We start from the raw sequence: 26,358 nt of genomic DNA on the forward strand, positions 1-26,358 counted from the left end.
GTGGGTCACTTCCTGGAGAAGCCGCGCTTGGCCAGTTCGATTCGGGCGATGACGCCCTTGTGCACCTCGTCCGGACCGTCCGCGAGCCGCAGCGTGCGCGCCTGTCCGAAGAAGCCCGCGAGCGCCGTGTCGTTGGAGACGCCCGCGCCGCCGTGAATCTGGATGGCGTCGTCGACGATGCGCTGGAGCATGCTCGGGGCGACGACCTTGATGGCGGAAATCTCGGTCATCGCGCCCAGGGGGCCCACCTGGTCCATCTTCCACGCGGCATAGAGCGTGAGCAGGCGGGCCTGGTCGATGGCGATGCGGGCCTCGGCCACGCGCTCGCGGTTGCCACCCAGGTTCATGATGGGCTTGCCGAAGGCCGTGCGGTTCATGCCCCGGTCAATCATCAACTCGAGTGCCCGCTCCGCCGCGCCGACACAGCGCATGCAGTGGTGGATGCGGCCGGGGCCCAGTCTGCCCTGGGCAATCTCGAAGCCCATGCCCGGACCGCCGATGATGTTGGAGAGCGGCACGCGCACGTTGTCGAAGCGCACCTCGCCGTGGCCGTGGGGCGCGTCGTACTCGCCGAAGACGGGCAGCATGCGCTTGATGGTGACGCCCGGCGCGTCCAGGGGCACGAGCACCATGGAGTGCTGGTGGTGACGGTCGCCCCCGGCGTCGGGCGTGCGCGCCATGAAGATGGTGACCTTGGCGTTGGGGTGCCCCAGGCCGGTGGACCACCACTTGGTGCCGTTGAGGATGACCTCGTCGCCTTCGACGACGGCGGTGGCCTCCATGTTGGTGGCGTCCGAGGAGGCCACTCCAGGCTCCGTCATGCAGAACACCGAGCGGATTTCACCCGCGAGCAGCGGCTTGAGCCAGCGCTCCTGCTGGGCGGGGGTGCCGTACTTCCACAGCACCTCCATGTTGCCGGTGTCGGGGGCGTTGCAGTTGAAGACCTCGGGGGCCATCAGGCTGCGCCCGGTCTCCTCGGCGATGGGGGCGTATTCGAGCGTGGTGAGGCCCGGGGCCAGCTTCTCGTCCGGGAGGAAGAGGTTCCAGAGTCCCTTCGCCTTGGCGCGAGCCTTGAGGTCTTCCATGACGGAGGACACCGGCCACGTCTTCCAGTCACCGCCACGGGAGGCCTCCATGACCTCCTGGTAGTAGCGCTCCTCGGCGGGCTCGATGTGCTCGCGCATGAACTGCTTCACGCGCTCCAGGTAGTCCTTGGCTTTGGCGCTCGGCTCGAAGTTCACGGTGCAGCCTCCTCTCACGAGAGGAGGCCATCCTTGGCACCCGTCTCTTGTTGAATCCACTGAATGTTGGTCATGTGTCGTCATGAGCCCAGTTCACGATTCAGCGCGACGGCAGGGGGCCCCCGACCTCAACCTCTTCAGGGTGTTCGACGTCGTCTACCGGGAGCGCAACCTGACGCGCGCGGCGGAGGTGCTGTTCCTCAGCCAGTCCGCGGTGAGCCATGCGCTGACGCGCCTGCGCGAGCAATTGGGGGCTCCCTTATTCGTCCGGGAGGGGCGCGGGGTGGCGCCCACGCCGCTGGCGGAGCGACTGGCACCGGAGATTCGCGAGGCGCTGGCCCTGCTGCAGCAGGCGGTGCATCACACCCGGGGCTTCGAGCCCACGCGGGACGTGGGCACCTTCACGCTGGCGATGAGCGACATGCTGGAGCCGTCCATCGTCCCCCGGCTCGTGGCTCGGCTCCGGGAGCACAGTCCCAAGGCCCGCATCAGCAGTGTGCGGCTGGAGCGGACGCGGCTGGAGCGAGACCTCGCCTCCGGCAAGTTGGACCTGGCCATCGACGTGGAGCAACCCACCAGCGCTCAGTTGCGGCACACGGCCTTTACCCATGACGCGTTCTGCGTGGTGAGCCGCAAGCGCAGGCGATTGGACGTGGCGGCGTACATGGGCGCGCGACATGTCACGGTGTCCTCGCGGCGCACGGGGTTGGCGGTGGAGGACCTGGTGCTCAGCCGTCTGGGATACCAGCGCGAGGTGACGGTGCGCTGCCGGCACTACGAGACGGCCTGCCGCATCGTGTCCGGCTCAGACTTGATGTTGACGATGCCCCGGCGCCGCGCGGAGGAGATCAACGCGGAGCTCGACAACCACCTGTTGCCCATGCCGCTCGCGCTGCCCCGACTGGAGCTGCACCTGTACTGGCACCGCTCCGAGGACAGCGAACCGCGCAGTCAGTGGTTGCGAGCGGAGCTTCAATCCCTGGCGAAGGTGTTGATGGACGCGAGGCGTGGCGCGTGAGTGGATGACGGCTTACTCCGCTTCGAACGTCGCGAGGTCGACCGTCGCGGCGCGCAGTTGTTCGACGACCCGGGGTTCGGGCCACGCGACGGTGCGATAGCGCGTCGGCCACAGGTCCGGCACCAGCTCAAAGCACTCGGGCGCCAAGCGCCTCGCCAGGGGGAAGGACACGATGAAGGGGGCCCCCTCGTCGTCGTCGATGCTCACCAGGTCCGCTTCGGGAAGCAGCATGTCCTGGTCCTTGATCCACATCGTCCAGGCGAGGGGATACCCATCCGTGTTGCGGGTGTTGAGCGTGAAGTCGGAGAGGAGCGTGTCCACGCCCTCCGCCTCATGCCAGGCCTGGAGGCTCTCCTTCTGGAGTTCGTACTCCCTCAGCGCGAACAACGCGTGTCCGTGGCGCACGCGTCGCGCGAGCTCATTATTGCCACGGCGGAGATAGGGAGCCACGCGGCCCGCGCTGTCCAGGGTGTAGAGCGCGGGTGAGATGGCGTGTGGGTTGGACTCGAACTCCAACTGCGCCTGCTCGCACAACTGGGTGACCCTGGCTTCATCCTGACCACCCGTGAAGATGAATCTGGAGCGTGTGGGAACGCTGATGACGGGACGTCCGCTGACCTTGCCAGCGCAAGACGCGAGGAAGCCAGGGTCCAGCAGCCGCGAGGATTCGTAGACGTCATCTTCTGAGTCAGCGACACGGGCGAGGTTGGCGAAGGCGGCCGCGAAGGCCTCCTCCTCGGAGATCTCCCACCTCGCCAGGTGCTCATGCCACATATGCGAGGTGGAGTTGGGCAGCTCCATCACCAGCAGCACCCGCAGGAAAGGGATGGGACGTCGCTCCACCAGGGCGTTGGCCACCTCCCTCGAGGCCCTGGGACCAAAAGAGGCCGGGCGAACCACGGGCATCACCTTCTCCCGGACGTCCGCCCAGGAGTCCGGGAGCGACGCTGGCATCGTGAGGGCGGTGAAGAACTGCCGGACATGGTGGGAGCGCTCTTCCGGCGTCATGTCTTGCGTGGCCAGCAAGAGGCTCTCCAGGTTCATCCGGGTGGAGGATCCATTCACCCGGAACCCCACGGCAAACTCATCCACCACTCGTTTGACGCTGAGCACATAGGGGAGGGAATACAACACCGCCTCCACCTCGAGCAGCAGCACCTCACGGGTGCGCGAGGTCGCGGAGGCTTTCTTCTCCAATCCCAGAAGTCTTTTGAAGAACTCCATGGCGGAGGGTTATAGCGCACCGGACTCCATCCGCGGCCACAGGAGCCAATCACTGTCGATGCCAGGCTCCGTCATGGGGGCTGGTCGGACGACCAGTGATCGTCGGACCTGCCTGGGAGCAGCTTCATCCCGCGGAGCTTCCGGAACCAACCCCAATCACCCTCCTTCATTTCGAAGACCTCCCCCGTCCACTCCCCCAGCACGACCTGCGCACAGCCGGCCAGCTCCACCTCCGCATAGGCGACAGCCGCCTTCGAGCATCGCTCCCCGAGCACGGACAGGTCGGTCACGAGAGAGATGAGCTTGTGGCAGGGGCCCGTGCCCAGACCTCCATCCGACGCCAGCTGGCCCCGTCCGTCTCGGCCCCTCTCCGAACCTCACCCCTGCGATGCAGGAGCTGAAGCGCATCGGCTGAACTCTCTCACGCGACAACTACCTTGACGCTCACCGGCAGTGGCCTCAGCCATGCGCGAGTTCGCCGCTCGGCTGATGCCACTACCGTGAGCACCCGAGGTCACGCCTCGATGTCGAACGCGAGTGACGCGCGCTCACCGGGCTCCACGTGCAGCAGGCCCTCACCGGTAGCCAGTGCTCCGGCGGCGGCCGTCCACGGCTCCACACAGACGAAGTCCTTGCCGCGCAGGGTCCACACCACCAGCATCTTGAACTCCGGGCTCCACGACAGGTGCACGGGCCTCAAGCCCGGTCCACGTCCCAGAATCGTCCCCGGGCCCGAGTAGTCCCTCAGGTGCAGGTCCACCTCGTCCAGCGTCAGGTCGAACCCGGTGAAGGGCACCTCGCGCTTGTTCCGGTTGTCCCACGCGTGTGTCGCGTCCGTGTCCACCGTGGCCACGGCCTTCGCCGCGTCCGGCACCCGGAAGTACGGATGGAAGCCCAGGTGCAGGGGCAGGGGACGCGTGTCGCGGTTCTCCACGTCGAAGTCCAACGTGAGCCGCGTGCCCACCAGGGAGAAGGTGAGCTGCGCGTCGAAGGCCCACGGGAACTGGCGCAGCGTCTCCTCGGTGGAGGACAGCCCCAGCACCAGCAGCGAGTCCTCCGCCTGGCGCACGGTCCACGGCAGCCTGCGCGCGAAGCCGTGCTGCGACATCGTGAAGGACTTGCGGTCCGCCGGGTACGTGTCACCCGGAAGGGGCCCGGCGATGGGGAACAGCACGGGGATGCCACCGCGCACGTTCTTCGCCGGGTCCGCCACGGTGGCCTCGTCGAGGTAGAGCACCTCGTCGCCGTCCACTGTCATCCTCGAGACGAGGGCCCCGCGTGAAGGAATCACCTCCACGCGGCACCCACCGTCCACCAACGCGTACGTCTCCAACCCGGCGATGCCGGGGAACACTCGGCTCATACGAGCCTAGATACCCCCATCGTGGGGGTCGCTGTCCATGAAGGGATACGGCACCTTCACGGGCGGCGCGAAGTTCTCCTTCACCGTGCGAGGGCTGGTCCACCGGATGAGGTTGAGCAGTGAGCCCGCCTTGTCGTTGGTGCCCGACGCGCGCGAGCCGCCGAAGGGCTGCTGGCCCACCACCGCGCCCGTGGGCTTGTCGTTGATGTAGATGTTGCCCGCGGCGTGGCGCAGCTCGCTCATCGCCGTGTCGATGGCCTTCCTGTCACGGCCGAAGATGGCGCCCGTCAGCGCGTACGTCGCGCTCTGGTCCACCTCGCGCAGCGTCTCCACGTACTTCGCGTCGGGATACACATACACGCCGACCAGCGGCGCGAAGATTTCCTCGCGCAGGATGCGGTGACGCGGGTTGGTGAGCTGCACCAGCGTGGGCTTGACGAACCAGCCTTCCTTCCGGTCCGCCTCGCCACCCGCGACGATGCTCGCCTCGCCGTCCTGCTTCGCCAGGTCGATGTACGAGGAGACCTTCTTGAAGGACTTCTCGTCGATGACGGCGCCCATGAAGTTGCGGAAGTCCGTCACGTCGCCCATGCGGATGTCGCCGATGAGCCCCTGGAGGCGGGACTTGAGCTTGGGCCACAGGGACTCGGGGACGTAGACGCGGCTGGCCGCCGAGCACTTCTGCCCCTGGTACTCGAAGCCGCCCCGGACGATGGCCACCGCGAGCGCGTCCACATCGTCCGCCGCCGACGCGTGCGCCACGATGAAGTCCTTGCCGCCCGTCTCTCCCACCAGTCGCGGGTACTGCTTGTACCTGCCGATGTTCTCTCCCACCGTCTTCCACATGGAGTTGAACGTCGGCGTGGAGCCGGTGAAGTGGATGCCGCCCAGGTGGGGGCTCGCCAGCGTCGGGTTTCCCACGGTGGGGCCGTCGCCGTTGAGCATGTTGATGACGCCGTCGGGCAGGCCCGCCTCGCGCAGCAGCTCCATGAAGTACCAGGCGCTCAGCGCGGCCGTGGAGGACGGCTTGAACAGCACCACGTTGCCCATGATGGCCGGCGCGGTGCAGAGGTTCATCGCGATGGACGTGAAGTTGAACGGCGCCACCGCGAACACGAAGCCGTCCAGCGGACGGTAGTCCAGCATGTTCCACGTCTGCGGCGAGGACTCCGGCTGGATGGCGAGAATCTGCTCGGCGAAGTGGACGTTGTAGCGCAGGAAGTCGATGGCCTCGCACGCCGCGTCGATCTCCGCCTGGTGGGCCGTCTTGGACTGACCCAGCATGGTGGACGCGTTGATGAGCGGGCGGTAGCGCGTGGCGAGCAGCTCCGCGGCGCGCAGGAAGATGGCGGCGCGCGAGGTGAACGACATGCGCGCCCAGTCCTCCTTCACGGCCAGGGCGGCCTGGATGGCCTGCTCCACGTGGCTGGCGTCCGCCTCGTGCAGCGTGGCCAGCACGTGCGAGTGCCGGTGCGGCATGCGGACGGTGTCCGTCTTGCCGCTGCGCACCTGCTTGCCGCCGATGAGCAGCGGGATGTCAATCTGCTCACCGGCCATGCGCTTGAGCGTGGCCTGGAGTTCACGGCGCTCGGGCGCACCGGGCGCGTAGGGCAGGATGGGCTCGTTTCGGGGAGCCGGGACGCGGGGGATGGCGTTGATCACGCGGAAGACCTCGGGACGGGGCGAAGAAAAAGGGCGGGCGAGCATTAACCAACCCGCTCCACCGGGGAAGCGTGGAAGCGGGCCGTCGTCAGCGCCCGGACACCCGCTGTCAACCCCCAGGCAGGCCGGGTATTTCCCACCACCCCGCCTGGCGGCTCATACCGCGCGAGGGGGGCACATTGACCGCGCGACACAGCGCGCGGTTACGATGGGGCATGCGCATCCCGCCCCCGAGCCCCGTGATGCCGCCTGTTCCTGGCCTCGTCGCCCTGGAAGAGGCGCTCCGGAAGGACCTCGAGCGGTTGGAGTATCCCCGGCGCTCCTGGGTGCTCCCTCGCCGCACCCGCGCCGGCAAGGCCGTGCTGGATGTCCTCATCATCGGCGGAGGGCAGAGCGGCCTCACCGCCGCCTTCGGGTTGATGCGCGAGAAGGTGACGAACCTGCGCGTCGTCGATGACGGAGAGCAGGACCTCGCCGGACCGTGGAAGACCTTCGCGCGCATGCACACGCTGCGCACGCCCAAGCACCTCACCGGCCCCGACCACAACCTCCCCAACCTCTGCTTCCAGTCCTGGTTCGAGGCCCAGTACGGCGAGGCCGCCTGGACCTCCCTGGAGCGCATCCCCAAGGAGCTGTGGGCGGACTTCCTCGGGTGGTATCGGCGCACGCTGGGCATCCCCGTGCGCTGCCGCTCGCGCGCGGGTGCGCTGACGTGGAGCGCGGAGGACGACTGCTTCCAGGTGCCGCTGGAGGACCTGCGCACCGGGCAGGTCGAGGTGCTCCCTGCGCGAAAAATCGTGCTGGCCACGGGCATCGACGGCTCGGGACGCTGGGAAGTCCCGGCGGTGGTGGCGGGGCTGCCGCGCGAGTTGTACGCGCAGACGCGCGAGGACATCGACTTCGAGGCGCTCCGGGGGCGCAAGCTGGGCGTGCTCGGCGCGGGGGCCTCCGCGTTCGACAACGCCTCCGTCGCGCTGGAGCACGGCGCGGGCGAGGTGCACCTCTTCTACCGGCGCAAGACGCTGCCCACCGTCAACCCGTATCGCTGGGCGGAGTTCGTCGGTTTCCTCAAGCACCACGCGGACCTGCCGGACGCGGACAAGTGGCGCTTCATCCACCGCATCTTCGAGATGGGTCAACTGCCTCCCGCCGACACGTACCGCCGCGCCCGCGCGTATCCCCAGTTCCACCTGCACGCGGAGAGCCCGTGGGTGGGCGCCGAGGAAGTGGACGGACAGGTCCGCGTCACCACGCCGCGGGGGCACTACACCTTCGACAAGCTCATCGTCGGCAGCGGCACCGTGACGGACCTCTCGCTGCGGCCGGAGCTGGCGAACCTGCACCAGGACATCGCGCTCTGGAAGGACCGCTTCACGCCGCCCTCGGGCCAGGCGCACACGGACCTGCTGCGTCATCCATACCTGGGGCCGGGCTTCGAGTTGCAGGAGAAGCACCCGGGCCGCGCGCCTCACCTGTCGTCCATCTTCAACTACACCTTCGGGTGTCTGCTCTCGCTGGGCTTCGGTGGCGCGAGCATCTCTGGCATGAAGTACAGCCTGCCTCGACTGACGGCGGGCGTGACGCGGCAGCTCTACGTGGATGACCGGGACGCGTTCTTCAGCGCCCTGGAGTGCTTCGACGAGAAGGAATTCGAACCATGAGCAGTGGTGAGTTCGGGCTGCGCAGCCGTCGCGTCCTCGCGGCGGGAGGGATGCGCGAGGCCGTGGTGGTGGTGAAGGACGGGCGCGTGGAGCAGGTGGCGGGGCCGGGAGAGGCCCTCGGCGCCCTGCCGGTGACGGACGTGGGCAACCACGTGGTGATGCCCGGCGTGGTGGACTGCCACGCGCACATCAACGAGCCCGGCCGCACGGAGTGGGAAGGCTTCGCGACAGCCACGCGCGCCGCGGCGGCCGGAGGCATCACCACCGTCGTGGACATGCCGCTCAACTCGCTGCCGCCCACCACCACGCTGGAGGCGCTGAATCTCAAGGCGAGCGCGGCGCGTGAGTCCAGCCAGGTGGACCACGGCTTCTGGGGCGGCGTGATTCCAGGCAACGCGAACGAGCTGGAGGCGCTCATCGACGCGGGCGTCGCGGGCTTCAAGTGTTTCCTGTGTCCCTCCGGCGTGGACGAGTTTCCCCCGGCGGACCGCGCGGTGCTCGACGTGGCGATGCCGATTCTCGCGCGGCGGGGCATTCCGCTCATCGTCCACGCGGAGCTGGAGTCTCCGCTGGCGGAGGCGGACGCGGGGGGCCCTCGCACGTACCGCGCCTATCTGGAGTCCCGGCCTCGACGCTGGGAGCAGGATGCCATCCGGATGATGGTGGAGCTGGCGCGTCAGCACCGCTGCCGGGTCCACATCGTCCATCTGTCGTCGGCGGATGCGCTGCCGTTGCTGGCGGACGCGCGCCGGGAGGGTCTGGATGTCTCGGTGGAGACGTGTCCGCACTACCTCAGCTTCACCGCCGAGGAAATCGAAGACGGGGCGACGCACTTCAAGTGCGCGCCACCCATCCGCGAGGCTGAGAACCGTGAGCGGCTCTGGGCCGGGCTGGCGCGGGGCGACATCGAGCTGGTCGTGTCGGACCACTCGCCCTGCACGCCGGCGCTGAAACTCCTGGAGCGTGGCGACTTCAGCGCGGCGTGGGGCGGAATCGCATCGCTCCAGCTCAGCCTGTCGGCCGTGTGGACGGAGGCGCGCAAGCGAGGACATTGCCTGGAGACGTTGGCGCGCTGGATGTGTGAAGCCCCGGCCCGGCTGGTGGGACTGCACGGCACGAAGGGGACGCTCGCGCCCGGCGCGGACGCGGACCTGCTGGTGTTCGACCCCGAGGCCACCTTCATCGTGGAGCCCACGCGGCTCCAGCACCGTCATCCCCTGACGCCGTACGCGGGCCGCACGCTCTCGGGGGTGGTGGAGACGACGTTCCTGCGCGGGACGAAAATCTACGAGCGAGGACAGCCGTTCCCTCGCCCGAGTGGAACCTGGGTGCGTCGCCCGTCCTCGGCGCGCATCGCCGCTTGAAGCCTCTGGAGAGTACACACCATGCATGCACCGGAAGAGGGGAAGCTGCGCGTCGGCTTCACCGAGCTCATCGATTTGGCCGCGGAGAAGGTTGGCGGCAAGGCCCTGCTGGCCAGTGACGAGTTCTTCGCCGGCAAGGAGAACCTGCTCAAGCCCGGCCGGGGCGTCTTCATCCCCGACAAGTACACCGAGCAGGGCAAGTGGATGGACGGCTGGGAGTCGCGCCGCAAGCGCGTGCCCGGCCACGACTGGTGCATCCTCCAGCTCGGCCTGCCCGGCGTGCTGCGTGGCGTGGACGTCGACACCAACCATTTCGTGGGCAACTTCCCCGAGTACGCCTCCGTGGACGCGCTGGAGGTCGAAGGCTCGCCCTCCGCGCAGTCGCTGGTGGACGCGAAGTGGACGCGCATCCTTCCGCAGCTCCGGCTGCAGGGCGGCTCGCGCAACCTCTTCCCCATCCTGAGCGAGCAGCGCTGGACGCACCTGCGCCTCAACATCTACCCGGACGGCGGCGTGGCGCGTTTTCGCGTCCATGGCGAGGTGCGGCCGGACCTGACGCGGCTGACGCATGCGAATGGCTCGGTGGACCTGGCGGCGGCGGAGAACGGCGGCACGGTGTCCGCGTGCAACGACGCCTTCTTCGGGCCGAAGGACAACCTCATCCTGCCGGGCCGCGCGGCGAACATGGGCGAGGGCTGGGAGACGCGCCGCAAGCGCCTGCTGCCGGGCTTCGACTGGATTGTGGTGAAGCTGGCCGTGCCCGGCTCCGTGGAGCGCGTGGAGGTGGACACCGCGCACTACAAGGGCAACTTCCCGGAGAGCGCGTCCCTGGAGGGCATCACTCTGCGCGAGCCGGTGGTGGACTTCGCCAACGCGCATGACCTCGTCTGGACGGAGCTGCTGCCGCGCACGAAGCTGCAGGCGGACCACCGGCATGACTTCGAGTCCGAGCTGAAGGCGAAGGGGCCCTTCACCCACGTGCGGCTGAAAATCTTCCCCGACGGTGGTGTCAGCCGGCTGCGCGTCCACGGGCGGCCGGCATGAGCGCGCTGCACCGGCTCAACACGCTGGCCCCCGAGGCGGCCAGGGAGGAGCTCTTGCGCTGCTGTGGCTCCTCGCGCTGGGTGGAGGCCATGGTGCGCGCGCGGCCCTTCCGTGACGTGGAGCACGTGTTGTCGGAGGCCGGGTGGTTGTGGGAGCAGACGGGGCCCGACGACTGGCAGGAGGCCTTCAAGCACCACCCGCGCATCGGGGATGTGTCCTCGCTGCGCGCGAAGTTCGCGTCCACCGCCACCTGGTCCTCGCAGGAGCAGGGCGGGGTGAACGGCGCCGCCGAGGCGGTGATTCAGGGCCTGGCCGACGGGAACAAGGCCTACGAGGAGCGCTTCGGCTTCATCTTCCTGGTCTGCGCGACGGGCAAGAGCGCGGAGGAGATGCTGGGGCTTTTGCGCGCGCGCCTGGGCAATCCTCCGGACGAGGAGCTGCGCATCGCCGCTGGCGAGCAGGCGAAAATCACCCGCATCCGATTGGAGAAGCTGCTGGCGTCATGAGCACACTTTCCACCCATGTCCTCGACACGCACCGCGGCCGTCCAGCCTCTGGTGTCCCCATTGCCCTGGAAGTCCAGGTGTCCTCCGGCGAGTGGAAGGAGCTGGCTCGCGGCGTCACCAATGACGATGGCCGCGTGCGCGACTTCCTGCCCGCCGGCGCGCGCGTCGAGCCCGGCGTGTACCGGATGTCGTTCGACACCGGGACGTACTTCCGCTCGCTCGGTGTGAAGGGATTCTACCCGTCGGTGTCGGTGGTGTTCGAGCTGGCCGCGCCCGACGAGCACTACCACGTGCCCTTGCTGCTCAGCCCCTTCGGCTACTCCACGTACCGGGGGAGCTGAGGGGCTTCAGGCCTTGTTGGCGGCCTGCGCGGAGGCAGCGGCCTGGACGGGGCTGCTTCCGCGCCGCAGCAGGGCGTGGATTTCGGCGATGAGCAGCGCCGGCTTCACGGGCTTGACGAGATACGCGTCGGGCACGGGCAGGCTCGGGTCGCTGTCCGAGCGGGGCGCGTAGCCACTGACGAAGACGACGGGGATGTGCTGGAGCGCGGGCTCCTGGCGGCAGCGGCGGCACAGCTCGTAGCCGTCCATGCCCTCCATGTTCACATCCGAGAGGAGCAGGTCGGGCGGCTGGCTCAACGCCAACGCCAGCCCGGCCTCGCCATTGGCCGCCACGGCGCAGTCGAAGTCGCCGGACAGCAGGAGGCGCAGCGTCTCGCGCATCGTCCAGGAGTTTTCGACGATGAGGACCTTGGGCTTCACGATGCTCGGGCTCCTCCGGTGATGGTATCGGCCCCGTGGGAGACGGCCTCGGGTGGAGCATCACCGCTCGGCGCCCGCCGTAGCAAGGGGTCCTCCCTCACCCCCAGACCCAGGTACAAGGTGGATGCCGACAGGTGCTCCCGGAGCGGTGCGTCGAGGGCAACTCCCCGGGTGGCGGAGCTTCACCAGTCCACGTCGGGATGCCTCCGGGTCGGAGCCTGGGAACCGCTCGCGCGCGGGGACCTGCTCGGACGTGCACGCATCGCCCCGCTCCACGCGCACGTGGTCCCGTGGGTAGCCCGGAGGGCGCGAGGATTGGATGCGTGGCCACCATGCTTCATGCCCGCGCGTCGTGTGGGTGTCGCCTGTCCGACGGGCGCGCGGAACTGACGGTGCGCTGGACTCGTGTTGGCGAATATCAGGCGGCCTGGTTCGGACGGCGGAGGAAAGGGGTTTCCTCCGTTCCAACGGAGTGTGTCCGATACATGGAAACGTGATATTCCATCGACTTCTGGATTCTGCCGACCTTCCGGTCCCGCCTTCGTGAGCGACGAAGAGAAGACAACCGTCCTTGACGAGCGCAGCCCTCCTCCGAGCTCCTGGGGGGACCGCATCCGCACGCCCGTCACCCTGCCAGGAGACGCGGCCGGAGCGCGCCGCTCGCTGGAAGTGGGGATGGTGGTGACGGGGCGCTACCGGGTGGAGGGACTGCTCGGTGAAGGCGGCATGGGCCGCATCTGGCTGGCGGAGGACCTGCACGAGAAGCGCCGGGTGGCGCTCAAGGAGATGCAGGTCCCCGCGGGGCTGACGGCGGGGAAGACGGAGGAGCTGGTGCTGATGTTCCGGCACGAGTTCTTCGCGATGAAGAAGCTCCAGCACCCGGGCACGTTGAAGGTGTTCGACTGGGGCATGACGGAGGCCGGCAACCGCTTCATCACGATGGAGGTGGTGGACGGGCAGGACCTGAGCACGCTGGCGCGCGAGGCACCGCTGGACACGCGCACGCTGTACCGGGTCCTGCTGCAGATGGCGCAGGTGCTCGCGTTCATCCACTCGCGCCTGTACGTGCACTGCGACATCAAGGCGAGCAACGTGCGCATCACCCGCTCCGGCGCGGTGAAGCTGATGGACTTCGGGGTGATGCACCAATTGGGCACCCCGAGCCCCGGCAAGCTCAAGGGCACGCTCGAGTATCTGGCCCCCGAGTGGCAGCGCGGCGCGAGCATCGACGGGCGCGCGGACCTCTACTCGCTGGGCGTCATGGCGTACTACCTGGTGACGCGCAGGCTGCCCTTCAAGCGCAACACCCCGGCGGCGCTGTTGGCGGACCACCTGACGCGGCCGCCGCCTCGTCCCTCCACGCTGTGTCCGGTGGACCCGCAGTTGGAGGAAATCATCCTGCTGTTGCTGGCGAAGGACCCGCGCGAGCGCTTCCAGGACGCGAGCGAGCTGATGGAGGCGCTCTGCCACGCCAGCGGTGAGCCGATGCCGGAGGAGCCCCTGTCGGCGCGCTCCAGCTACCTGCACGTGCCGGAGGTCGTCGGGCGCGCGGCGGAGCTGGAGGCGCTGATGAACGGGCTCGCGGAGGCGGACTGGGGACAGTCGCGCGCGGTGCTCCTGGGCGCGCCCGCGGGCGTGGGCAAGACGCGGCTGCTCCAGGAGTTCGAGCTGCAGGCGAAGCTCGCGGAGCTGCCCTTTGGCCGGGGACAGTGTCGCGCGGAGGGGCAGGCGCCGCTGACGCCGATTGCCCAGGCGCTGCGCGCGCTGATGCCGCACACGCCGACGGAGGTGATGGAGCGGCTGTCCCCGCGCCTGTCTCGGCTGTTGCCCTCGCTGTCGTCGGCGGAGTCCGCGGGCGTGGCGCAGGTGCCCGGCGAGGAGAAGCTGGGGTTCTTCGGGGCGCTGGCGGAGTGGGTCCAGGCGCTCGGCAAGCGGATGACGTTCGTGCTGTGCTTCGAGGACCTCCACTGGGCGGACACCGCCTCGCTGGAGGTGCTCAACGTGCTGATTCGCGCGCTGCAGGGCACGCGCGGCATGGTGGTGGGCACGTTCCGCTCGGGAGAGCTGAGCCGGCTGAGCCTGGCGTTCCAGACGGTGGACGAGAAGCTCACCTGGCGCATGGACCTGGAGCCGCTGGCCGCCGAGCACGTGGGCACGCTGGTGGGCCTGGCGCTGCCGGGCCTGCAGGTCCCCGAGGGCTTCGTCGCGCGGCTGCACGAGACGACGGGGGGCAACGCCTTCTTCGCCACCGAGTGTCTGCGCGCGCTGGTGGAGGAGGGCGCGCTGACGCGCGTGGGCGGCCGGTGGACGGCGGAGGCGGGGCTGGACACCCGGCCCCTGCCGGAGAGCATCCAGGCCGTGGTGCTGGAGCGGTTGTCGTCCGCGCCCGTGGAGCAGGTGTCGCTCTTGCGCAGGTTGGCTCCGGCGGGACGAAGCCTGGAGCTGCCCATGGTGCGGGCGCTGGCGGAGCTGCCGGAGTCGGAGCTGTTCGCCGTCCTGGACGGCATCGTCGAGCGGCAGTTCCTCCAGGAGGAAGAGGGCCGGTACGTCTTCACGCACGACACCGTGCACCAGGCCATCTACGACAGCACCCAGGACGAGGAGCGGCGGGCCGCGCATGCGCGGGTGGCGCTGGCGCTCCAGACGCTCTACTCGCAGCGGCCGGACCTGTCCCGCACGGTGGGCTGGCACTACCTGCGCTCGTCGGAGCCGGAGCTGGCCATTGGCCCGTTGCTGGACGCGGGCCGCGCGGCCATGGAGGCGCAGGCGCTGCTGGAGGCGACGCTGTTGTTGAAGGAGGCGTCCACGCTGCTGGAGGCCGCGCCGGACTTCCCAGGACGCGACAGGCTGCTGTTGCGCATCTGGGTGACGCTGGTGGAGGTGGGCTACGCGAGCGACCCGCCCAGCTCCCTGGCCTTCTCGGAAAAGCTCTTCGCACACTGGGCGGCGACGGTGGACCTGGTGGAGGGCCGCAGGCTCGCGCTGGCGCAGTTGGACGCGGCGTGCGCGGCGCCGGAGGATGAACGGCCCGCGCGGCTGCGTGAGTTGTTCCGCGAGCGCGCGGCGGACGCGCAGTCGTCGCCCGAGGACATCTTCTGGAAGCAGGCGGAGCTGCGCATCCTCCAGGCGATGGCGCTGGCCATCGTCGGGCGCACGAAGGACCTGGACGTGCTGCTGGAGCGCGTGCGGGCGGAGCAGCCCGAGGTGTCGCCGTACCGTGCGGGCGCGTTGCTGGCTCCGGCGGTGCTCAGCGCGTACACGGGTCGCTCGGCGGGCGTGGTCGAGGCGCAGTTCGAGCAGCTCGCCCGGCTGCGGGGGATGCGCGAGGTGATGGGCCGGCTGCCGAGGCGCCTGGCGTGGGCGCTGGGCATGGGCGGCTACATGATGAACATGAACCTCGCGTTGCGCGGCGAACCGCTGGACGCCCAGGCGACGCGGGACGGCTACGCTGTGGCGGAGGCCCACGGCTTCACCGACGTGCGCGCGTTCCACCTGTTCTCCGTGGTGACTCGCGCGGCGTTCACGGGAGACGGCGCGGCCTTCGTCCCGGCCTTCACCGAGAAGACGGACCTGGTGCGCAGGCTGGGCAACCCCCGGTTGATGGAGCGCAACCTGGCCATCTTCACGCCGCCCTACTACCTGGAGCGCGGCGAGCACGAGCATGTGGCCGCCGTGGTGGCGCGCGCGGAGTCGCTGGCGCGGGTGCTCCCGGAGGACCGGTGGTTGCAGTGCCACGTGCAGACGTATCAGGCGTGTCGGGACGTGCTCTTCGAGGACGCGGCGGCGGTGCGTCAGTCGTTGCCCCGGGCCCTGAGCTCGGCGCGCGAGGGTGGCATCCGGATGGAGACGCTGCTGCGCGTCTACCAGTCCCGCTTCGAGCGGGAGCAGGGGAACCTGGAGGCCGCGCGCGAGGCGGCACAGACGGCGCTCTCCCGCGCGGTGGACCCGGTGCTGGCGAATCCCTGGGATGAAGTGCTGGCGCGGCGCGCGATGGCCGTGCTGCTGCCGGGCGAGGAAGGGTTCACGCACCTGCGTCGTGCGCTGGCGCTGGCGGAGCTGACGGGCAACGTGCTGCAGGTGGGGCTCGTGCATCTGGCGCTCGCGGAGCGTGCGGTGTCCGCGGACGCGGCCGTCGTGGAGCTGGAGGCGGCGGAATCGGCCTTCACGGAGGCGCGGGCGTCCAACCTGCTCGCGCAGGCGACGTCGCTGCGAGGTGCGCTCCAGCGGAGCGCGGAGTCCCGGCAGAGCGCCTGAACGTGGGTCGAGGCGACGTCGCTGCGAGGTGCGCTCCAGCGGAGCGCGGAGTCTCGGCAGAGCGCCTGAACGTGGGTCGAGGCGACGTCGCTGCGAGGGGCGCTCCAGCGGAGCGCGGAGTCCCGGCAGAGCGCCTGAACGTGGGTCGAGGCGACGTCGCTGCGGGGTGCGCTCCAGCGGAGCGCGGAGTCCCGGCAGAGCGCCTGAACGCGGGTCGAGGCGACGTCGCTGCGAGGTGCGCTCCAGCGGCGCGCGGAGTCCCGGCAGAGCGCCCTGAGCGCGGGTCGAGGCGACGTCGCCTTCGAGCGCGCTTCAGCGCGGAGGCGACACGGTGTGCCTGAGGGAGCTCCCGCGTTGGTGCGTGAGCCCTCCCTCCATGTGTGAGGTGTTCGGGGACCCCGAGGCGCACTTGAGAAGTCGCTCTTTCCGCCAGCCTCCCCCGAGAACGCGGTGCGCGAGGGCGTTAGAGTTCCGCTCATGGCCCTCGCACCCCTGCGCTTCTGTTTCGACTATCTGTCTCCCTACGCCTATCTCGCGTGGACGCGCATGCCCGCGCTCGCCGCCCGCCATGGTCGCGTGGTGGAGCCCGTGCCGGTGCTGCTCGCCGCCGTCCTCAACGCCACCGGCAACATCGGCCCGGCCGAGGTTCCCGCCAAGCGTGGCTACGTCTTCAAGCACACCTTCCGCATCGCTCACGAGCTGGGCGTACCCTTCGGTCCACCCCCCACGCACCCCTTCGTCCCGCTGCTCCCCCTGCGCGTGACGGCCGCGGTGGACGACCTGGAGGCCCGGAGCCGGCTGGTGTCCGCCCTCTACGCGGAGGTCTGGGGCGGAGGGAAGGGCGCCGAGTCGCCCGAGCAGGTGGCCGTGGCCATCCAGGCCGCCGGGCTGGACGCCCCCACGCTGCTCGCCGCCGCCCAGCGGCAGGACATCAAGGATCGTGTGCGCCGGAACACGGACGAGGCCATCGCCGCGGGTGCGTTCGGCGTGCCCACCATCTTCGCGGACGGGGAGCTGTTCTTCGGCGTGGACTCGCTGGGCCACCTGGAGCGCTTCCTCCGGGGCGAGGACCCGCTGGCGTCGGTGGACCTGGCCCGGTGGAAGGATTTGCCGGCCACCGCGTCCCGACGCTGAAGGGGGGCCCTGGGAGCGCCGGTTTCCGCTAGGGTGCCCCGGGTGGATGGGCCGCTGGTCGCCCGCCACGTTCCCAGGTGCTCACCGCATGAACGTTCTCGCCGAGCTGGGCATCGTCGTCGCTGGCCTCGTGCTCGCCATCGTCCTGCTGGCGCTCAACTTCTGGCGCGCCATCCTCTTCCTGTTTCCCCACAGCGTCCGCGTGGAGCCGGAGGCCCCGGCCGACCAGATGGACATCCCCTTGGAGCTGGCCCAACTGGCCATCCAGCTCCAGGGCCTGGGCTTCGTGGCGCTCGGCAGTCACGAGGAGAAGCCCCGCCTGCGGAAGGCCACGCTCTCCTACGACTGGGCCCACCCCATCGAGAGGGTCTTCGCCACCATCTACCAGACCCCGGACGGCGAGCCCCGGCTCTACTTCCTCACCCCCCTGGCGCCGGAAGGCTTCGTCATCACCGCCGGTTATCGCCGCCCCGCCCTGGACGTCCCCGGGGTGTACCGGAGCGGTTCACTGGCGGACGCTTCGCCCGAGCGCCTGCTGCGCGCCCACCTGCGCCGCATGGAGGGCGTCGCGCCCGCCGGGGACTTCTCCTGGGAAGGTCGGGTGGAGGCCGGGCGTTCCTGGTACCGCGGGCTCGGCCGGAAGGAGATACGTCGGCAGAACCTGCAAGGGCTGTTGTGGACGGTGATGGCGCTTGCCATCGTCGCCAGCGCCTTCCTGGGGCGGCGCGCGTCCTGAATCCCCGCCACCCCGTCACTGCGCGCGTGCACCGCGCGCCCCTTGAGAGTAGGTAGACGAGCACCATGAAGAGCGTGTCCAAGACCGAGGAAATCTTCTTTCTTTCCGGCAAGCGCACCCCGTTTGGGACTTATGGCGGCAGCCTGAAGGACCTCAGCGCCACCGACCTCGCTGTGGAATCGGCGAAGGCCGCCTTCGCCCAGGCGAAGGTGTCCCCGGAGCTCGTGCAGCACGTCGTGTACGGCAACGTGGTGCAGACGAGCGCGGATGCCATCTATCTGCCCCGCCACGTGGGCCTGCGCACGGGCGTGCCCATCGCCGTGCCCGCGCTGGGCGTCAACCGGCTGTGTGGCTCCGGCTTCCAGGCCTTCACCACCGCCGCGGAGCTGATGCTCACCGAGCAGGCGAGCTGCGTGCTCGCCGGTGGCACCGAGTCCATGAGCCAGGCGCCCCACGTCATCCGGGGCGCGCGCTGGGGCCTGCCCCTGGGCAAGGGCAACCTGGAGGACATGCTCTGGACGGCGCTGACGGACAGCTACACCGGCCAGCCCATGGCCATGACGGCCGAGCAGCTCGCGATGGACTACTCGCTCACGCAGGAGCAGGTGGACGAGTACGCGGTGCTCACCCAGAAGCGCTTCGCCGCCGCGCAGGAGGCGGGCCGCTTCCAGGACGAAATCGCGCCCGTGACGCTCAAGGGCAAGAAGGGCGACACCGTCTTCGCCAGGGACGAGCACAACCGTCCGGAGACGACGGTGGAGGGGCTGCGCAAGCTGCCCAAGGTCTTCAAGAAGGACGGCGTGGTGCACGCGGGCGCCGCCAGCGGCATCTGCGACGGCGCGGGCAGCATGGTGATGGCCACGCGGAGCTTCGTGGAGAAGCACGGCCTGAAGCCCATCGCCCGGCTGGTGAACTGGGGCGTGTCCGGGTGTGACCCCAAGGTGATGGGTATCGGTCCCGCGCCCGCCATCCGCCAGCTGCTGGAGCGCGCGCAGGCGAAGCTCGCCGACGTGGACCTGTTCGAGGTGAACGAGGCCTTCGCGCCGCAGTACCTGGCGGTGGAGAAGGAGCTGGGCCTGCCGCGCGAGCAGACCAACGTCAATGGCGGCGCCATCGCCGTGGGGCACCCGCTGGGCGCTTCTGGCGCGCGCATCACCACCACGCTCGTCTATGAGCTCAAGCGCCGTGGTGGACGCTATGGTATCGGCTCCGCCTGCATTGGCGGCGGCCAGGGCATCGCGGTGCTGGTCGAGGCGCTCTGATGCCTGCACACGACTTCCAACCGGGACGCGAGATGAGCAACGAGGTGGACGCGAAGACGGCCCGTGAGCGGGCCAAGGCCATCGCCGAGCAGCGCCGCGCGGAGCGCCGCAACCGCAAGCGCAAGTGCGTGGTGTGCGGCGTGGAGGAGAGCGACAAGACGCCGCTCACCGCCCACCCGGAAGGCATTGGCCCGGCCTGCAAGGACGAGGTCTCCTGCCAGAGCCGCAGGGCCGCCGCGGGGCGGTGAACTTCCTGGGGCCTCGCGTCAGTGGACGCGCGAGGCTCCTGGCCCGCAAAGCGCCGGTGTCGGCTGCGCGACTGTGGGAGATGTGCCCCTGGACGTGGGGCCGGGCCTGGGTGGCCCGGATTCGCCCGAGGCCGGTAAATCGGGCCCGTTTCTTGATAGCGGAATCGTCTCGGGGTAAACGTCCAGAATCTCAGCTTGAGACTTGAGACGAGGGTCGGAATGGGCGTTACGAGCTTCACGGGAGTCAAGGTGTTCTCCACCACGCTCGCGCGTGATCGCGAGAACATGGGTGAGAACATCACCAAGTGGCTCAAGGAGAATTTGAACAACGTCGACGTGGTGGACAAGGTGGTGACCCAGTCCTCGGACAAGGAGTTCCACTGTCTGACCATCACGATTTTCTACCGCGCGAAGGCCTGACTCGTCGGCCATCAACGCGCGGAGTCGATGTGCGAGGGCGCTCTCCCGGGACCGGGTGGGGCGCCCTTCGTCGTTTGGGGTTGCGAAGCGGAGAGGGTTCCACCACCTTTGGTCGGCTGTTGAGCCCGTAGTGGAGGATTGAATGCGACCGATGCGCAGCTTCGGCGGCAGGGGTGGCGGAGGCTGGGGCCTGCCCGGTCTGGAGTCCATGTCGTCCAAGCTGGCGGTGGGGCTGGTCGCGGGGTCCGTCCTGTACCTGCTGCTGCGCTACCAGGGGTCCACGCAGGGCGTGTTGCTGCTGCTGTCGCCCAACACCGTCTTCGGCAACCTCTTCCTCTGGCAGCCGCTCACCTACGGCTTCATCGAGAGCGAGCCCATCAGCATCCTCTTCGGAGCGCTGCTGCTGTGGAGCATTGGCGGCTCGCTGGAGAGCTCCTGGGGCTCGAAGCGGCTGCTCATGGTGGCGGTGGGCTGCACGGCGCTCGCGGGCTACGTGCTCGGCGTGGTGGGCCTCTTCATGCCGCTGCCCATGGGGTATCAGGGCGGCTGGGTGATGGGCACGGTGCTCTGGGTCGCCTACGGCCTGTCGATGGGCCGGGGGCAGACGAACTTCTGGGGCATCCCGCTGTCGGGCAACGCGTTCGCCGGCATTGGCGCGGGCTTCGTCGTGCTGCGCATCCTCACGGCGGGCCTGGCCAGCCAGCTGCCGCACGTCATCGCGATGGTGCTGGTGTTCGCCTACGTGCGCGGCGCCAGCCCCAAGCGGTTCATGCTGCACTTCCAGCACTGGCGCCTGCAGCGTCAGCTGCGAGGCAGGTCCAAGCACCTGAACGTGGTGCCCAAGGACAAGGACCGGCCGGACCGGGATCAGTTCCTCAACTGACCCCCCGTCGTGCCGTGCCTCAGTGGGCCGCCTCCGGGTGGCCGTACTGCTTCAGCTTCCGGTAGAGCGTGGCCACGCCGATGTCGAGCTGTTCGGCGGTGCGCGCCCGGTTGCCCGCGTTCTGCGCCAGCACCGCGAGGATGTAGTCCTTCTCCATGTCCTCGAGCCGGCGCGGGTTGCCGGCGGGGATGAGGCTGGGCGGCGCGGCGCGCACTTCCTCGGGCAGGTCATCGCGCTCCACGCGGCTGCCCTCGCACAGGGCCACCGCGCGCTCCAGCGCGTTGCCCAGCTCGCGCACGTTGCCCGGCCAGTCGTAGCGCAAGAGCTGGTCCGCCGCGTCGGGCGCGAGTCCGGACACCTTGCGGCCCAGGCGCTCCGCGGCCTCGGCGAGCAGCAGCCGGGCCAGGGGCAGGATGTCCTCGCGCCGCTCACGCAGCGGAGGGATGCGCAGCTCGATGACGCGCAGGCGGTAGTAGAGGTCCTGGCGGAAGCGGCCCGTGCGCACCTCCTCGCTCAAGTCGCGGTTGGTGGCGGCCACCACGCGCACGTCCACCTTGCGGCTGGTGTTCTCGCCCACGCGCCGGACTTCCTTCTCCTGGAGCGCGCGCAAAAGCTTGGCCTGCATGGAGGCCGGCACCTCGCCCACCTCATCCAGGAAGAGGGTGCCGCCGTGCGCGGCCTCGAAGAGTCCGGGCCTGTCGTTCGTCGCGCCGGTGAATGCGCCGCGCGCATGGCCGAACAGCTCGCTCTCCAGCAGGCTCTCCGTGACGGCCGCGCAGTTGACGGCGATGAAGGCCTTGTGCGCGCGCGTGGACTCGTCGTGGATGAGGCGGGCGATGCGCTCCTTGCCCACGCCGCTCTCTCCGGTGACGAGCACCGTGGAGTCCACCTTCGCCGCGCGGCGCCCCAGGTTGATGACGCGCAGCATGGCCTCCGCGCGCGCCACCATGCCCGCCGGGTCCTCCGTCACGCCCGCGCGCGCCAGCGACTGCCGCTTCGCGCGCAGCTTGCGCTCGGCCTGCTTCAGCGCGTCCGTCACCTGGCCCAGCACGCCCTCCATGCACTGCGTTTCATAGAAGCGCAGCACCTCCTTGCACTCGGTGCTCCACTCCTCGGAAGGACGGCCGACGATGTGGCACGCCGCGTCCCCCTGGCCCACGCAGCGCACCTCCGTGCAGTAGATTTCCCGCCCGTTGACGTAGCTCATGTAGCCGGAAGCGAAGCCGGTGAGGCTCCAGCACACGGGATGGTCCGCGCGGCCCAGGTGCAGCAGGTGCTGCTCGGCTTCATACGAGTCGCGCCACTGCGCCTCGGCGAAGGGCTCCGGGCCCTCCTCGGGCTTGCGCTCCACGCGCTCCACCCGCACCTGCCCCTGCAGCGTGTGCAGCCGTCCGCCCGCGCGGCGCCACAGCGACTCGTCCTTCCACGGCACCGCGCCCTTCATCGCCTCCGCGGTGCGCCAGCCGTGCGCGTAGCCCAACCGCGTGAAGATGCCGCGCGCGGCCGTCACCCCCATCAGCTCCACCAGCTCCTTGCGCAACAGCCCCAGCGCCACCGGGTCCATGAGGAGCACCCGCTGCCCCGCGAAGTGGATGAGTCCGCCCCCTGGCTCGAAGGACAGCAGCTCCCCCAGCTCCAACGCGTCGAATGGCCCCGCCACGGTGTCCCGCTCCCTTCCAAAGTGATGTCTCTCTCTATCGTTTTGAGAGGCTCCGCGCACGCAAGGATGTTGAGAAGTCGTTATTTCAAGGGGTTGGAATGAGCTGGGCCCTGGTCCTGGGGTTGCAGTAGAAGGCCCCCATCATGGGAGACGGACTGGACAGGCGGGAGGTCTTGCAGGGCGCGGCGGCGGCCGGCGTGGCGGGCGTCCTGGGCGCTGGCTCGAAGGGCGGACGGGCTGCCGCGCTCTTCGTGTCGCACGGCTCGCCCATGGTGGCGCTGGACGCGGATGCGTATCCGCGCGCGCTGAAGACCTTTGGCGACGGCGTGGCGACGGCGCGGGCCGTCGTCGTGGTGTCCGCGCACTGGGAGACGCCGGGCGAGGTGCGCGTCACCGCGAGCGCGAAGCCTCCGCTCGTCTATGACTTCTCCGGCTTTCCGGAGGCGCTGTACCGGCTGCGGTACGCGGCGCCGGGCGCACCGGACGTGGCCTCCGACGTGGTGGCCCGATTGGGCGCGGCGGGGCTGAAGGCCGTCGCGGATACGGAGCGCGGCCTGGACCACGGTGCGTGGGTACCGCTGCTTCATACGTTTCCACAGGCAACGTTGCCGGTGGTGCAGGTGTCGATGCCGCTGGGCGCGAGCGCGGCGGACGTGGCGAAGATGGGCGAGGCCTTGCGGCCGCTGCGCGCCGAAGGCGTGCTGTTGATGGGAAGTGGTGGCATCGTCCACAACCTGCGCCGTGTGAATTTCCATCAGAAGGATGCGTCCCCGGAGCCGTGGGCGCAGTCCTTCGACACCTGGGTGGCGCAGAAGCTGGAGGCGCGGGATTTCGTGGGCCTCCAGTCATGGTTGGATGCACCGAATGCGAAGCTCGCGCATCCGAGAGCCGAGCATTTGTTGCCGCTGTACTTCGTCCTCGGAGCGGCCCTCCCCGAAGACCGTCTCACTTCAGTTTTCGAGGGCTTCCATCACGGAACCTTGTCCATGCGCAGCTTCGCGCTGCGCGCCTGAACCCGTAGTTCATCGAGGAGCACACCCCTATGAAGACGACCCTGAAGAGCGCGATTGCCCTGCTGGTGGCCCTGCCGTCCCTCGCCCTGGCTTCCACGTGGGACGTTGACACGGCCCACTCCGGCGCCGAGTTCTCCGTGAAGCACATGATGGTGACGAACGTGAAGGGCTCCTTCGGCAACGTGAAGGGCACCATCAACCTGGACGACAAGGACATCACCAAGTCCACCGTCGAGGCCACCATCGACGCGACGACCATCAACACGAACAACGCCAAGCGCGATGAGCACCTGAAGGCGCCGGACTTCTTTGACACGGCGAAGTTCCCGACCATCACCTTCAAGTCCACGAAGGTGGAGAAGGCGGGCGAGGGCAAGCTGAAGGTCACCGGCAACCTGACCATGCACGGCGTCACCAAGCCCGTCGTCCTGGACGTCACGGGCCCGACGAAGGAGTCGAAGGACCCCTGGGGCAACACCCGCACGGGCGTGGAGGCCACCACGAAGCTGAACCGCAAGGACTTCGGCCTGACCTACAACCAGGCGCTGGAGACGGGCGGCGTGGCGGTCGGTGAGGAAGTCACCGTGAACCTGGACCTGGCTCTGACGAAGAAGGCGGACGCCGCGGCTCCTGCCCCGGCGAAGAAGTAGTCGTCGCTTCGTTCATCGACGCTGAATGAAAGAGGGGCTCCCACGGTGGTGGGGGCCCCTCTGTCGTTTCAGGGTGTGCCGCGTGCCTGCCGTGTGGCGCTCAGCCCTCGGCGACGGCCTGCACGCTGGAGCGGTAGATGAAGATGCGGGCGGTGTTGGTGCGCTGGTCCGCGGGGACGACGAAGAAGCCGGGCGTCGTTCCCTTGAAGTCCTGCGAGAAGCCGGCGACCTGGCGTCCGTCGTTGAAGGTGACGCGAATCTTCTGGCCCTCGGCCTGGGGCTGACGCGCGCCCGCGGCGAGCATGAAGAAGATGGCCTTCACGCGCTTGCCGGGAATCTGCTCCGGCGCGTAGCCGCTCTGCTGCTCCAGGGAGATGACCTCGTCGAGCAGGTCCGCGTCGCGGATGGTGCCGCGCTTCACCTGTCCTTCGACGGTGTGGATGATGACGCGATGCTCACCTTCGATGAACGAGGTGATGGGCTCGGTGTGCATCGGCGGGGTGACCGCGAAGAGCGGCTCCCGTGAGGCGGCGAGTGTCTGCGTGCGCTCGGCCAGGGACGCGGAGGCCCGCGCGGTGGGGAGCGGGCTGGCCGTGTAGGGATTCGGCTGGGCCGGTGCGGGGCTTCTGAGCGCGGAGCTCAGCGCCGCCGCGGCCACGGCGGTGGCGGCGAGTGGAGGCGTGGCCTCGGGAGGCTCGACGGCCTCTTCCACCAGTTCGATTTCGGCGAGGTCCTGCTCGAGTTCGACGGGGACCTCCTCCTCTTCGAGGGGCACAGGCGGCGTGTCGAGGCCGGACTCGGTGGAGGAGAAGTCGTTCACCGGGGCGCCGAACGGATGCGCTTCCTGGGCCTGCCAAGGCGTGGTGGCCGGGGGAGGGGACTCCTCGGACCAGGAGGCGTCTTCGGTTTGGACCTGCTCGGTGGGGAGCGCGTCCTCGGAGGACAGCTCGACCATGGGCTCCACGTCGACGGACGCGTTGCTCCACTCGGTCTGTTGGGCGGTGGCCTCGGCGTAGTGGCCTTCGTGGGCTGTGGGCTCACTGCTCCACGTCGAGGTCGGAGTGGCGGAGTCGGGAGAGCCGCTCCACTCGGACTGGGGGACGGGCTGCTGCTCGGACCACTCGGCGGTGGGCTCGGGCTCCGCTGAGACCCACTCGGGTTGGAGTTCGACGGGAGCGGCTTCGGCCGTGTTCCAGGCGGACGAGGGTTGCGTGCCGGGCGCGGACCACTCGGACTGCGCGGGGGCCACTTCCTCCGGGGTTCCAGACCACTCGGCCTGGACCGCGTCGGCGGGGAGTTCTTCCGTGGAAGCCCACTCGGGCTGAGCGGTGGCGGTGGCTGCGTCGCCCGTGGTGGCGGACCATTCGGTCTGGACCGCGTCGGCGGGGAGTTCTTCCGTGGAGGCCCACTCGGACTGCGACGCGGGAGTGCCGGCTGTGTCCGTGGTGGCCCACTCAGCCTGGACGGCGTCGGCGGGGAGTTCTTCCGTGGTGGCCCATTCAGGCTGAGCGGTGGCGGTGGCTACCTCGCCCGTGGATGCAGACCAGTCGGTCTGGACTGCGTCGGCGGGGAGTTCCTCCGTCGCGGCCCACTCGGCTTGTGCTTCCGTCGAGGCGGCGTGCTCTCCCGGAGTCTCCGTCGTGGCCCATTCGGCCTGGACGGCGTCGGGTGCGAGCTCTTCGGCCGTGGCCGCCCACTCAGGCTGGGCCGTGGCAACCGGCTCGCCTGTGGACTCCGCGGACCACTCTGATTGAACAGCGTCGGGAGCTAGCTCCTCCATCGCGGCCCATTCAGGCTGCGCGGTGGCGGTGGCGGTGTCACCCGTGGACGCGGACCATTCGGCCTGGACCGCGTCGGCGGGGAGTTCTTCCGTGGCGGCCCACTCGGGCTGCGCGGTGGCGGTGGGTGCTTCGCCCGTGGATGTGGTCCACTCGGTCTGCACCGCTTCGGGCGCAATCTCTTCCGTCGTGGCGGCCCACTCGGGCTGCGCGGTGGCAACCGCTGCGTCGCCGGTGGCTGCGGCCCACTCGGTCTGGACGGCGTCGGCGGGGAGTTCCTCCGTCGCGGCCCACTCAGGCTGAGCAGGGGTGGCTTCGCCAGGAGAGGTGGCCCACTCGGCCTGGACGGCGTCGGCGGGGAGTTCTTCCGTTGTGGCCCACTCGGGCTGCTGAGCAGGAGTGCCGGTTGTGTCCGTGGTGGCCCACTCGGCCTGGACAGCGTCGGCGGGGAGTTCTTCCGTGGTGGCCCACTCAGG

At 69.3% G+C, this 26,358-nt stretch carries 21 protein-coding genes and 1 pseudogene; 15 read left to right on the forward strand and 7 right to left on the reverse strand.

What is annotated here, in order from left to right:
• Positions 1–5: 5 nt before the first annotated feature.
• Positions 6–1,241 (reverse strand): acyl-CoA dehydrogenase family protein, encoded by a 1,236-nt coding sequence (locus HUA76_RS34765; RefSeq protein WP_371745502.1) that lies wholly within the window; start codon positions 1,239–1,241, stop codon positions 6–8.
• 82 nt (positions 1,242–1,323) lie between these two features.
• Between HUA76_RS34765 and HUA76_RS34770 the strand changes: the two genes are divergently transcribed.
• Complete coding sequence (locus HUA76_RS34770) at positions 1,324–2,259, forward strand: LysR family transcriptional regulator (RefSeq protein WP_174463253.1); 936 nt, start codon at positions 1,324–1,326, stop codon at positions 2,257–2,259.
• A gap of 12 nt (positions 2,260–2,271) precedes the next feature.
• Here the strand turns inward: HUA76_RS34770 and HUA76_RS34775 are convergent, their stop codons facing one another.
• The 3 genes from HUA76_RS34775 to pruA all read right to left on the reverse strand — a co-directional run bounded on the left by HUA76_RS34775 (position 2,272) and on the right by pruA (position 6,508).
• Entirely contained in the window at positions 2,272–3,483 is a 1,212-nt protein-coding gene (locus tag HUA76_RS34775; RefSeq protein ID WP_174463254.1) for a DUF1444 domain-containing protein, read from the reverse strand.
• A gap of 514 nt (positions 3,484–3,997) precedes the next feature.
• Positions 3,998–4,846, reverse strand: coding sequence for an aldose epimerase (locus HUA76_RS34780; RefSeq protein WP_174463255.1), 849 nt, complete (start codon positions 4,844–4,846; stop codon positions 3,998–4,000).
• A 6-nt stretch (positions 4,847–4,852) separates the two neighbouring features.
• Positions 4,853–6,508: an L-glutamate gamma-semialdehyde dehydrogenase gene (gene pruA / locus HUA76_RS34785; RefSeq protein ID WP_141640760.1), complete on the reverse strand. Its 1,656-nt coding sequence runs from the start codon at positions 6,506–6,508 to the stop codon at positions 4,853–4,855.
• A 215-nt stretch (positions 6,509–6,723) separates the two neighbouring features.
• Between pruA and HUA76_RS34790 the strand changes: the two genes are divergently transcribed.
• Genes HUA76_RS34790 through uraH form a run of 5 tightly spaced genes read left to right on the forward strand, consistent with a single transcriptional unit; the run spans position 6,724 to position 11,424 of the window.
• Entirely contained in the window at positions 6,724–8,169 is a 1,446-nt protein-coding gene (locus HUA76_RS34790) for an FAD/NAD(P)-binding protein (RefSeq protein ID WP_174463256.1), read from the forward strand.
• The gene (allB, locus tag HUA76_RS34795; RefSeq protein ID WP_174463257.1) at positions 8,166–9,533 is read left to right on the forward strand and encodes an allantoinase AllB; all 1,368 of its coding nucleotides are present in this window, start codon (positions 8,166–8,168) and stop codon (positions 9,531–9,533) included. Before HUA76_RS34790 ends, allB begins: the two co-directional genes overlap by 4 nt.
• A gap of 21 nt (positions 9,534–9,554) precedes the next feature.
• A complete protein-coding gene (gene alc / locus HUA76_RS34800) occupies positions 9,555–10,577 on the forward strand; it encodes an allantoicase (RefSeq protein ID WP_141640737.1) in 1,023 nt (340 codons plus the stop codon).
• On the forward strand, positions 10,574–11,083 hold the full coding sequence (uraD, locus tag HUA76_RS34805; protein ID WP_174457514.1) for a 2-oxo-4-hydroxy-4-carboxy-5-ureidoimidazoline decarboxylase: 510 nt from the start codon (positions 10,574–10,576) through the stop codon (positions 11,081–11,083). Before alc ends, uraD begins: the two co-directional genes overlap by 4 nt.
• Positions 11,080–11,424: a hydroxyisourate hydrolase gene (uraH, locus tag HUA76_RS34810; RefSeq protein WP_174463258.1), complete on the forward strand. Its 345-nt coding sequence runs from the start codon at positions 11,080–11,082 to the stop codon at positions 11,422–11,424. The genes uraD and uraH overlap by 4 nt, the downstream gene beginning before the upstream one ends.
• Before the next feature lie 6 nt (positions 11,425–11,430).
• On the opposite strand, the gene HUA76_RS34815 is transcribed toward uraH, so the two are convergent.
• The gene (locus tag HUA76_RS34815) at positions 11,431–11,844 is read right to left on the reverse strand and encodes a response regulator (RefSeq protein WP_141640734.1); all 414 of its coding nucleotides are present in this window, start codon (positions 11,842–11,844) and stop codon (positions 11,431–11,433) included.
• Positions 11,845–12,519: 675 nt separating this feature from the next.
• Between HUA76_RS34815 and HUA76_RS34820 the strand changes: the two genes are divergently transcribed.
• The 7 genes from HUA76_RS34820 (at position 12,520) to HUA76_RS34850 (ending at position 20,781) form a co-directional block, all read left to right on the forward strand.
• Positions 12,520–16,098: a protein kinase gene (locus HUA76_RS34820; protein ID WP_217440634.1), complete on the forward strand. Its 3,579-nt coding sequence runs from the start codon at positions 12,520–12,522 to the stop codon at positions 16,096–16,098.
• Positions 16,099–16,575: 477 nt separating this feature from the next.
• Positions 16,576–17,232 carry a 2-hydroxychromene-2-carboxylate isomerase gene (locus tag HUA76_RS34825; protein WP_174463259.1) on the forward strand — a complete coding sequence of 219 codons (657 nt, stop codon included), beginning with the start codon at positions 16,576–16,578 and terminating at the stop codon, positions 17,230–17,232.
• An 88-nt stretch (positions 17,233–17,320) separates the two neighbouring features.
• A complete protein-coding gene (locus HUA76_RS34830; RefSeq protein ID WP_174463260.1) occupies positions 17,321–17,968 on the forward strand; it encodes a hypothetical protein in 648 nt (215 codons plus the stop codon).
• 65 nt (positions 17,969–18,033) lie between these two features.
• Complete coding sequence (locus tag HUA76_RS34835; RefSeq protein WP_174457510.1) at positions 18,034–19,230, forward strand: acetyl-CoA C-acetyltransferase; 1,197 nt, start codon at positions 18,034–18,036, stop codon at positions 19,228–19,230.
• 32 nt (positions 19,231–19,262) lie between these two features.
• Positions 19,263–19,478 carry a hypothetical protein gene (locus HUA76_RS34840; RefSeq protein ID WP_141640758.1) on the forward strand — a complete coding sequence of 72 codons (216 nt, stop codon included), beginning with the start codon at positions 19,263–19,265 and terminating at the stop codon, positions 19,476–19,478.
• Positions 19,479–19,697: 219 nt separating this feature from the next.
• Entirely contained in the window at positions 19,698–19,898 is a 201-nt protein-coding gene (locus HUA76_RS34845; protein WP_141640730.1) for a hypothetical protein, read from the forward strand.
• Positions 19,899–20,040: 142 nt separating this feature from the next.
• Positions 20,041–20,781 carry a DUF1751 domain-containing protein gene (locus HUA76_RS34850; RefSeq protein ID WP_141640729.1) on the forward strand — a complete coding sequence of 247 codons (741 nt, stop codon included), beginning with the start codon at positions 20,041–20,043 and terminating at the stop codon, positions 20,779–20,781.
• A 19-nt stretch (positions 20,782–20,800) separates the two neighbouring features.
• On the opposite strand, the gene HUA76_RS34855 is transcribed toward HUA76_RS34850, so the two are convergent.
• The gene (locus tag HUA76_RS34855; protein WP_141640728.1) at positions 20,801–22,441 is read right to left on the reverse strand and encodes a sigma-54-dependent Fis family transcriptional regulator; all 1,641 of its coding nucleotides are present in this window, start codon (positions 22,439–22,441) and stop codon (positions 20,801–20,803) included.
• Positions 22,442–22,584: 143 nt separating this feature from the next.
• Between HUA76_RS34855 and HUA76_RS34860 the strand changes: the two genes are divergently transcribed.
• A complete protein-coding gene (locus HUA76_RS34860; RefSeq protein ID WP_174457508.1) occupies positions 22,585–23,454 on the forward strand; it encodes a dioxygenase in 870 nt (289 codons plus the stop codon).
• A gap of 29 nt (positions 23,455–23,483) precedes the next feature.
• The gene (locus HUA76_RS34865; RefSeq protein WP_141640726.1) at positions 23,484–24,104 is read left to right on the forward strand and encodes a YceI family protein; all 621 of its coding nucleotides are present in this window, start codon (positions 23,484–23,486) and stop codon (positions 24,102–24,104) included.
• A 100-nt stretch (positions 24,105–24,204) separates the two neighbouring features.
• On the opposite strand, the pseudogene HUA76_RS34870 reads toward HUA76_RS34865, so the two are convergent.
• Positions 24,205–26,358, reverse strand: a pseudogene (locus tag HUA76_RS34870) (hypothetical protein); the annotation flags it as partial.

Origin of the sequence: Myxococcus sp. CA056 (genome assembly GCF_013336715.1) — a bacterium.
GTDB classification, from domain to species: Bacteria; Myxococcota; Myxococcia; order Myxococcales; family Myxococcaceae; genus Myxococcus; species Myxococcus llanfairpwllgwyngyllgogerychwyrndrobwllllantysiliogogogochensis.

Excerpts from the sequence above, each read along its gene's own strand:
- HUA76_RS34865 (WP_141640726.1), top strand. The coding sequence starts at position 23,484 with ATGAAGACGACCCTGAAGAGCGCGATTGCCCTGCTGGTGGCCCTGCCG.
- HUA76_RS34770 (WP_174463253.1), top strand. The coding sequence starts at position 1,324 with ATGAGCCCAGTTCACGATTCAGCGCGACGGCAGGGGGCCCCCGACCTC.
- allB (WP_174463257.1), top strand. The coding sequence starts at position 8,166 with ATGAGCAGTGGTGAGTTCGGGCTGCGCAGCCGTCGCGTCCTCGCGGCG.
- HUA76_RS34850 (WP_141640729.1), top strand. The coding sequence starts at position 20,041 with ATGCGACCGATGCGCAGCTTCGGCGGCAGGGGTGGCGGAGGCTGGGGC.
- HUA76_RS34790 (WP_174463256.1), top strand. The coding sequence starts at position 6,724 with ATGCGCATCCCGCCCCCGAGCCCCGTGATGCCGCCTGTTCCTGGCCTC.
- HUA76_RS34820 (WP_217440634.1), top strand. The coding sequence starts at position 12,520 with ATGGTGGTGACGGGGCGCTACCGGGTGGAGGGACTGCTCGGTGAAGGC.
- HUA76_RS34775 (WP_174463254.1), bottom strand. The coding sequence starts at position 3,483 with ATGGAGTTCTTCAAAAGACTTCTGGGATTGGAGAAGAAAGCCTCCGCG.
- alc (WP_141640737.1), top strand. The coding sequence starts at position 9,555 with ATGCATGCACCGGAAGAGGGGAAGCTGCGCGTCGGCTTCACCGAGCTC.
- HUA76_RS34835 (WP_174457510.1), top strand. The coding sequence starts at position 18,034 with ATGAAGAGCGTGTCCAAGACCGAGGAAATCTTCTTTCTTTCCGGCAAG.
- HUA76_RS34780 (WP_174463255.1), bottom strand. The coding sequence starts at position 4,846 with ATGAGCCGAGTGTTCCCCGGCATCGCCGGGTTGGAGACGTACGCGTTG.
- HUA76_RS34860 (WP_174457508.1), top strand. The coding sequence starts at position 22,585 with ATGGGAGACGGACTGGACAGGCGGGAGGTCTTGCAGGGCGCGGCGGCG.
- HUA76_RS34830 (WP_174463260.1), top strand. The coding sequence starts at position 17,321 with ATGAACGTTCTCGCCGAGCTGGGCATCGTCGTCGCTGGCCTCGTGCTC.
- HUA76_RS34825 (WP_174463259.1), top strand. The coding sequence starts at position 16,576 with ATGGCCCTCGCACCCCTGCGCTTCTGTTTCGACTATCTGTCTCCCTAC.
- uraD (WP_174457514.1), top strand. The coding sequence starts at position 10,574 with ATGAGCGCGCTGCACCGGCTCAACACGCTGGCCCCCGAGGCGGCCAGG.
- HUA76_RS34840 (WP_141640758.1), top strand. The coding sequence starts at position 19,263 with ATGAGCAACGAGGTGGACGCGAAGACGGCCCGTGAGCGGGCCAAGGCC.
- HUA76_RS34845 (WP_141640730.1), top strand. The coding sequence starts at position 19,698 with ATGGGCGTTACGAGCTTCACGGGAGTCAAGGTGTTCTCCACCACGCTC.
- uraH (WP_174463258.1), top strand. The coding sequence starts at position 11,080 with ATGAGCACACTTTCCACCCATGTCCTCGACACGCACCGCGGCCGTCCA.